Here is an 8,138-nt window from a genome sequence, read left to right as displayed (position 1 = left end):
ACAAAATTGCAGTCATTTAACAAATCTTATTTATACTTTTCTATTGTCTATACAATTATATACTTCAAAAATAGAATATTAGTTATAGGTGAAAAAAATGAAACTTGAAGAATTATTAGCTCCATGTCCAAAATGCGGTTCAAAGGATAAGATAGCACACAGAAAAATGTTAGACAATCACAGGGCTCATGCAGAAATGGATACTGTGAGATGTGAGGAATGCGGCTATATTTTCTTTGTAAATGATAATATGGATGAAGACGAGAAAAAGAAACTGTTAAATGAACTAAACAAAATTTACGGATAAAAATGACATTTCATGTAATGATTATTCCAACACTCAATTGCCCATCAAATTGTAAATACTGTTGGGGATCTGAAAACAAAAAGGAAATGATGGATTTGGAAATCATCGATTACATTATCGATTGGTTAGATGGTTTTAGGGATGATAAAGTCCACTTCACATTCCATGGCGGCGAACCTCTTCTTGCAGGTTATGACTTTTATGAAACCGCACTGGAAAAACTGTCCCAAATTGATAATCTTGACGGATTTTCACTTCAGAGCAATATCTGGCTTCTAACAGAAGAGCTGATTGACTTGTTTGTCAAGTATAATGTTGTAGTCAGTACCAGTATCGATGGTCCGAAGGAAATAAATGATTTTCAAAGGGGAGAGGGATACTTCGACAGGACAATGTCTAAATTTGAACTGGCAAAAAGCAAGGGATTAATCATCAACTTTGTATTGACAGTAACCGATTACTCAAAAGACTTTTCAGATGAACTGTATGATTTCTTTAAAAATGAGAAGATGAACCTTAAAATCCATGCGGCCTTGCCGTCACTCAGAGGTGACAATGCAGACCCTTGGGCACTTGACCAGGAGGAACATGGAAAACTTCTAGTCGAATGGCTGGATAAATACCTTTATGATTTGGATAAGTTCACAATAATGGACTTGGACCATATCTGTAAAAGTGCACTGAGAAGAAGAGGCACTCTATGCACTTTTGCCGATTGTGTGGGCACTACTTTGGCCGTAGGTTCAGACGGTTCAATATATCCATGTTACAGGTTTGTTGGAATGGATGACTACATTTTAGGAAATGTCAAGGATACTCCTAGTTTTGATGATTTAAAAACATCCGATTCCTGGGCTAAACTTCAGCAGTTCAGGGATTATGTTGATGAAAACTGTGAAAAATGCAGATATGTCAAGTACTGTGAAGGCGGTTGTCCGTATAATGCTATCGTTGCATATCAAACTCCTCAGGCGGTTGACCCTCAATGTACTGCTTATAAAATGATTTTCGGTGAAGTTTCCAAAAGGATGAATAAGGAATTTGCCCGTTCTGCATTTGGAGGCCTTGGTGAACAGACACCTAGAAAAGAGGGTGACCAATTCAGCATAATGGATCTTGCTATGAAACCGTAAACCGGTGTAATTATGGATGAACTTTTGGAGAATTTGGCCGAACTTGAACACGTTCAATGGTGTGAGTGGGCCAAATCTATTTCTATTGATATTAATGAGCTATTAAATATTATCGAAAAAAACAAGGATTTGGATTTATCTGATGAGGATATGAAATCCATTGACTCCGTTAAAGATAAGATGAATCGTTGGAATGATTTATTTATATCTTACTCTGATTTGTCTGAGGACATGAAGGATAAGGATAGGGTCTATGCCCGGAAGGTTCTTGATGCTGTTGAAAATCAGAAATAATTTTTTTCTATTTTTTTAAGTAATACCTAGTATATAAATGAATTCGAAAAAAGTAATAATATTTATATACTATTTTTTACAAATTACCTTTTAGTAATACTGAGTATTTAAATGAACTCAAAAAAAGTAATACTTTTAGACTGTTGGTAATTACTGTTATTTTTTTCAATAATCTCAATATTGGGATTTTCATTAAAAAATTTTTGAGTAATACTGGGTATTTAAATAAATTAAAAAAAAGTAATACTTTGAGGTGTTTAGCGTGATAGATGAAATAACTGACTTTATGTTTGGATTAAAAATGACCATTATTTCTGGCGTTTTTTTATTAGTTGCAGTTATTTTTATGATTTTTGGGATTAATACTCCTGTTTATTTAAATCCTGCTTGGGGAACTGTGATTATAAGTGGGATTCCAATGCTTCTGTTGGCTATGACAAGATTGGTACGTGAAAAATGGATTTCATCAGCATTACTGATTGCAATAGCTATGGTGGCTTCATTGTTTATTGGAGAAATCTTCGCAGCTGGAGAAGTTGCATGGATTATGGCTTTAGGTGCTCTTTTGGAGGATTGGACTGTTGAAAGAGCCAAAAAAGGTTTAAGAAATTTAATCAATTTAACTCCACAAACCGGAAGAAGAATTGTAAACGGTATTGAAGAGGTAGTTCCGGTTGATGATATTAAAATTGGAGACACATTAAGAATTCTGCCGGGAGAAAGCGTACCTGTAGACGGTGAAATAATAAATGGTACAAGTTCACTTGATCAATCAATCATGACTGGTGAATCCCTGCCTATTGATAAGGAAGTCGGCGATGATGTGTTTTGCGGAACCATCAATCTGTATGGGGCCATTGATATAAAAGCGACTAGTTTAGGTGAAAATTCATCACTCCAAAAACTGATTGACCTTGTCAAGGCAGCTGATGAAAAACAGGCTCCAACACAAAGGATTGCGGATAAATGGGCAACCTGGCTGGTTCCTGTTGCGTTGATAATAGCGATTGTCGCATGGGCAGTAACCGGAAACATTGAAAGAGGAGTCACAGTTCTGGTAGTATTTTGTCCATGTGCATTGATACTTGCAACCCCAACTGCAATTATGGCAGCAATAGGCCAGGCAACAAAATATGGGGTTTTAATCAAATCAGGCGAAGCGCTTGAAACCTTAGGCGGTCTGAATACATTGGTATTCGATAAGACCGGTACTTTAACTTACGGTAATTTAGAAGTTTCTGATATTATCTCTTTAAAAGAAGATTTATCTGAACTTGATTTACTTAAAATCACATCATCCTGTGAAAAATTAAGCGAGCATCCACTGGCCAAAGCCGTTGTGCGCAATGCAAAAGATGCCCAAATAGATGTTGAAGAACCGAAAGAATTTAAGATGTATCCCGGAAAAGGTGTTTCATGTAAAAATTCTTTTGGTCAGGTATATGCAGGAAACTCCAAATTCCTTAATGAAAATGATATTAAAGTTGATGTTGACAGTCAATTAAATAAATTAAAACATGAAGGTAAGGCATCAATCATTGTTGCATTAAACTGCGAGGTCATTGGATTGATTGGATTGTCTGATGTGATACGTGAAGATTCCAAGTCAATGATAGAAAGTCTGCATGATTTAGGAACCGAAACCGTATTGCTTACAGGGGATAATACAGAAACTGCTAATTACTTTGCCTCACAGGTTGGAATTGGAAAGGTTTACGGAAATCTCCTTCCTCAAGAAAAATTGGATTGGATAGAAAAATTCAAAAGTGAAGGTAAAAAGGTCTGTATGATTGGTGACGGGGTAAACGATGCACCGGCACTCAAAACTGCTGATGTAAGTGTTGCAATGGGATCTGTCGGCAGTGATGTGGCCATCGAAGCGGCTGACATTGCACTTTTGGGTGATGATATAGGTAAAATCCCATACCTTAAGAAATTGTCCAATTCCACATTGTTTACAATCAAGGCAAATATTACACTTTCAATGATAATTAATGCAGCCGCAATTGTATGTTCCGTTTTGGGACTTTTAAATCCAGTAACCGGAGCTATTGTACATAATGCAGGATCATGTCTGGTTGTTCTAAATGCGGCTTTGCTTTATGACAGACATTTTGATGATTCAATCAAAAAGATAGATACACAAAATGTCGAGCATTCACATTATCACTTCCATAACGACGGAGAACATTCACACTCCCACGAGGGTATCGAAATACTTGATGAAATTGAAACAGATTCTGGAATTAAACATATCCATGTGCACAAACATTCATTATCAAGACAAAATTGTGAATCATATCACAATTAATATATACCTTGACTAATAATGTTAAATGTAGGTATTATTATGAATGATAAAATAATTTTAGGACTTCCAAAAGGAAGTTTGAATAACGTTAATAGAGGAAATACTCACCAGTTATTTGTTGATGCAGGTTATGAGGTCCGTGGATATGAACCTGGCAATGAATCTTACGAAATTGATATTCTAAACGATGATGATATTGTTGCTTTTCTAACCCGTCCTCAATCAACTCCAGTCGAGTTGAACAGAGGAATGGTTGATATAGCAATCGTTGGTGAGGATTGGATTAAGGAAGAATCAGTTTTAAGGAAAACCAATACAGTAAAAATAGGTGATTTGGACTATGGTATGACCCGTTTGATTGTGGCCGTTCCAAATGATTCTCCATATGACAGTTTATCTGATTTGTTCAGAGCAAACAAGGAAAGAAAAACTCCAATATTATGCTTTACCGAATATCCTAACTTGACCAGAAAGTTCATCATGGAAAATGAAGTATATCAGGAACTTTATGGGGATGCAGTTCCATTTGTTCAGGTAAGGGGATTGACAGACGGTGATAATGAAATGGTTCAGGTCATAAATTCAGACGGTGCAACTGAAGTATACATTGCAAAAGGCGCTGATCTGATTGTCGACAACACCCAGACCGGAAGCAGTTTGAGAAAAGCAGGTCTTAAGGAAATCGAAACCATCCTTCACTCATCCGCAGGGCTTTATGCTGGTGTCAGCTGCACAGGCGAGAAGATGGAAAAGGCCAAGATGATTTACAAGCAGCTTTTCGGTGCGATTACTGCCAAAAAATACTTTGATGTAAAGTTCAACATTGCCAACGGTAAAATTGAAAATGTTACAAACTATCTGATTGAAAACAAGCTTTGTGCTGATGAGCCTACAATCACTCCGGGTTCTGATTTCTCTCAGGTAAACGTTCTGATTCCTAAGGCGAAATTCCCTGAAATGGTTGATGCCATCAAAGGATTTGAAGCTACTTCTATTATTAGAAATGATTTGAAACAACTGATTGAATAATCATTTCACTTTTTTTATTTTAATTTTGTCTATTTTTTTAGATTTAAATTGTAATTTGTTTATTTTTCACGAAAGTAGAAATAATTTGTCATTATTTTTCATTAACATTTATAAGGTATATTTTACAAATATTAATATTATTATTTATTAGATGGGGTTTTAACATGTTAACATCTGTTCAAAAAGAAATTTTGCAAACTTTAATAAACTTATACCAGTCTTCTAATGGTAAATCTATTAAGGGGGAAGATATTGCTGAGGTTATGAACAGAAATCCAGGGACAATACGTAACCAGATGCAATCTTTAAGAAGTTTAAGTTTAGTTAAAGGAGTACCGGGTCCTAGAGGCGGATACAAGCCTACAATTGAAGCATATCATGCTTTGAATATTTCAGTTTCAGACCAAGATTCCAAAGTTCCGATTTACAAAAACGGCAAACGCCTGGAGGATGCTTCAGTTGCACGAATTGAGTTTACCAGTGTTCCGCAGCCTAGTGAATGTGAAGCTGCAATAAAAGTTCTCGGAAGTATTAAGGATTTAAATCTCGGTGACACGGTTACAATCGGTCCGACACCTGTCAATAACCTTGGAATTATGGGAACAATTGTCGGCCGTGATGATATGGACAATCTTTTATTGGTTGATGCAACTACAATAAGAAGTATTCCCAAAAATACTGTCGGGGATATTGCAAGTAAGGATGTTATTTCATTCAAGTTGGACTGTTCCATAAAAGAGGCTGCAAAAAAATTGGTGGAACATGAAATCGATGGAGCTCCTGTAATAAAAGATGGAAAGGTAGTAGGAGTCTTTTCACTTACTGATTTGGTTCAGGCAATAGCTGAAGATAAGGAAGACTTAACTGTTGGCGAGCTCATGTCTACAAATGTTGTTATTGTAAATGAGGACATGAAAATAGTCAATGCGATTGAGGTTATGCTTAAAAAGTCAATTTCAAGATTGATAATTGCAGATAATAACCAGGTTTTACTGGGAATTGTCACAAGAACCGATTTGATAGACAGTATTACTAATTTAAAACAATTTCCTATAATAACCAATTAATTTTTTTCAATGTGATTTAATGAAAGTTAACCAAATAAATGTTGATAAGGATATGAAGGTTCTGGATTTGTTAAACCAGTTTGATAAATCCGGAGTGCTTGGAGCAGGTAGAGTTGCCCGCGCATGTAATATATTGGCGGATATGATTGATGATGAAGATATGAGCGTATTTTTAAGTCTTGGTGGGCCTTTGATTCCAGGGGGAATGCGAAACATCGTGACTAAAATGATTAATGAAGGCCATATAGATTTGATTGTTTCCAGTGGAGCTAATATTACTCATGATTTGGTTGAGGCATTTGGAGGGTCTCACTACCGCCATGAAGGAAAAGATGATGAGCAATTGAATGAGGAGGGTATTGGAAGAATCGCTGACATCAATGTTGGTTCAGATGATTTTGCAATATTCGAAAAAGAAATCATTGAAATTTTTGAAAAAATCTCAAAGGAACATAAAATCATTTCCATTCAGCAGTTACTTCATGAAATAGGACTTTTAGTGGATGATGAAAACTCATTTGTTGCAACCGCCGCACGTAATGACATTCCTATATTTGCACCTGGACTGATAGATTCCATGATGGGTCTTCAGTTGTGGATTTTCTCACAGGATCATGATTTTGCGGTCGATGCAGTTGGAGATATGCATTACCTCTCGGATATAGTTTTTGAATCTGAAAAAGTGGGTGCTGTTCTTTTAGGTGGAGGACTGACAAAACACTATACATTGGCTTCCAATGTAATTAAAGGAGGTCTTGATGCCGCTATTCAGATTACTATGGACAGGCCTGAAGCAGGCAGTTTGGGAGGAGCACCTCTTGAAGAAGCTAAATCCTGGGCAAAGGCAAGATGTGGATCCAATCTGGCTAGTGTTGTAGGTGATGTAACTGTAATTTTCCCGTTGATTTATGCAGCGGCGTTAGATAAACTTGAGATGATTAAATGAGTTATATCATATTAGCCATTTTATTTATTTTATCTGGATTTTTCATGAAATATTCAGATGATTTATTTGATGTAAATAAAGATTTACGTTTTGCAAGTATTTTAGGAGTTCTATGCGGTATTGCATCAGCTGCAGGTGCTATATATAATGTCGAGGCGGCTTATATTTTTGTATCTATTCCTATCGGTAATTTATTAGCCCTGAAGGTGGATGGTATTCATCATATAATTACCTTTGTCGTTTTTCTGATACTGTTGCTTATTTTCGGTATTCCGGAGCTGAATTTGGTAATATTGCTTGTTTGTGTTCTGGCTACTTTAGGTGATGAAGTCGGTCATGAACTGATACCTGATAGGACTGAAAATAAGTTTTTGAATCTGTTTTTTGAATACCGTTTCGTATTGAAAGTTGCAATTTTGCTGCTTGCGTTTTTAAATGTATTCACCATTTGGGCATTTGTATATGTTGTCCTATTTGATGTATCATATGAGATGGCGGGTATGGCTTTTGAAAGTCTAAATTAAAAAAAAGAGTTAAAAAAGGAATTATTAATTCCTTTATTTTTTGTTTATTCGATTTCTGCACCCATTCTACCAGCAACTCTAGCAATGAGTACGGTAACGATAACTGCGATAATGGTTACAATGATAGCATAGGTAAATAAACTTGGAAGAGCATCTCCAGTACCAATGAAACTTTCAATTAATTTTTGGATTGCACTGTTCCATGCTTCACCAGCAACAAACGCGAATGCAGTGGTGATTAATGCTAAGATTGTTTCTAAAATCATTTTTGTCACTTCATTTGCCATGTTTTTTTCCTCCGTTTATATGAATTTTGTTCAAATTATATAAGAACAATAATATTTTTCATCTTTTTTATTTAAATAGTTTAAGTTTTATTTGATTTGGGGACTGTCAAGATGTTAGCTCTTGATTTCTTTTTTCAATCCATCCATTTTTTTGAAGCATTATCTGGTTGAATACTCCTTCCATTGTTCTAAACTTCTTTTTGTGCGCTCGTGGCATTGTATTACCTATGTAATTTTCTA

At 35.7% G+C, this 8,138-nt stretch carries 9 protein-coding genes; 8 read left to right on the top strand and 1 reads right to left on the bottom strand.

Annotation, left to right across the window (positions count from 1 at the left end):
• Window positions 1-97 precede the first annotated feature (97 nt).
• The 8 genes from ACKI2P_RS06225 to ACKI2P_RS06190 all read left to right on the top strand — a co-directional run bounded on the left by ACKI2P_RS06225 (window position 98) and on the right by ACKI2P_RS06190 (window position 7,611).
• Window positions 98-307 carry a TIGR04165 family Cys-rich peptide gene (locus ACKI2P_RS06225; RefSeq protein ID WP_407376015.1) on the top strand — a complete coding sequence of 70 codons (210 nt, stop codon included), beginning with the start codon at window positions 98-100 and terminating at the stop codon, window positions 305-307.
• Between the two features lie 2 nt (window positions 308-309).
• Window positions 310-1,440, top strand: coding sequence for a TIGR04083 family peptide-modifying radical SAM enzyme (locus tag ACKI2P_RS06220; RefSeq protein ID WP_407376013.1), 1,131 nt, complete (start codon window positions 310-312; stop codon window positions 1,438-1,440).
• Window positions 1,441-1,452: 12 nt separating this feature from the next.
• The gene (locus ACKI2P_RS06215) at window positions 1,453-1,734 is read left to right on the top strand and encodes a hypothetical protein (RefSeq protein WP_407376011.1); all 282 of its coding nucleotides are present in this window, start codon (window positions 1,453-1,455) and stop codon (window positions 1,732-1,734) included.
• Between the two features lie 262 nt (window positions 1,735-1,996).
• Window positions 1,997-4,045: a heavy metal translocating P-type ATPase gene (locus ACKI2P_RS06210; RefSeq protein WP_407376009.1), complete on the top strand. Its 2,049-nt coding sequence runs from the start codon at window positions 1,997-1,999 to the stop codon at window positions 4,043-4,045.
• A gap of 39 nt (window positions 4,046-4,084) precedes the next feature.
• Window positions 4,085-5,074 carry an ATP phosphoribosyltransferase gene (locus ACKI2P_RS06205; RefSeq protein WP_407376007.1) on the top strand — a complete coding sequence of 330 codons (990 nt, stop codon included), beginning with the start codon at window positions 4,085-4,087 and terminating at the stop codon, window positions 5,072-5,074.
• A gap of 164 nt (window positions 5,075-5,238) precedes the next feature.
• Entirely contained in the window at window positions 5,239-6,141 is a 903-nt protein-coding gene (locus ACKI2P_RS06200) for a CBS domain-containing protein (protein WP_407376005.1), read from the top strand.
• Between the two features lie 19 nt (window positions 6,142-6,160).
• Entirely contained in the window at window positions 6,161-7,087 is a 927-nt protein-coding gene (locus tag ACKI2P_RS06195) for a deoxyhypusine synthase (RefSeq protein WP_407376003.1), read from the top strand.
• A 44-nt stretch (window positions 7,088-7,131) separates the two neighbouring features.
• Window positions 7,132-7,611 (top strand): hypothetical protein, encoded by a 480-nt coding sequence (locus ACKI2P_RS06190; RefSeq protein ID WP_407376001.1) that lies wholly within the window; start codon window positions 7,132-7,134, stop codon window positions 7,609-7,611.
• Window positions 7,612-7,655: 44 nt separating this feature from the next.
• Here ACKI2P_RS06190 and ACKI2P_RS06185 read toward each other — a convergent pair whose 3' ends face one another.
• Window positions 7,656-7,898 carry a DUF5654 family protein gene (locus ACKI2P_RS06185; protein ID WP_407375999.1) on the bottom strand — a complete coding sequence of 81 codons (243 nt, stop codon included), beginning with the start codon at window positions 7,896-7,898 and terminating at the stop codon, window positions 7,656-7,658.
• Between the last annotated feature and the right edge of the window lie 240 nt (window positions 7,899-8,138).

It is taken from the genome of Methanobrevibacter sp., assembly GCF_045541095.1.
Taxonomy (GTDB): domain Archaea; phylum Methanobacteriota; class Methanobacteria; order Methanobacteriales; family Methanobacteriaceae; genus Methanocatella.
The sequence above is the reverse complement of the archived record's forward strand: the minus strand, read 5'-3'. Positions and strand labels throughout refer to the sequence as shown.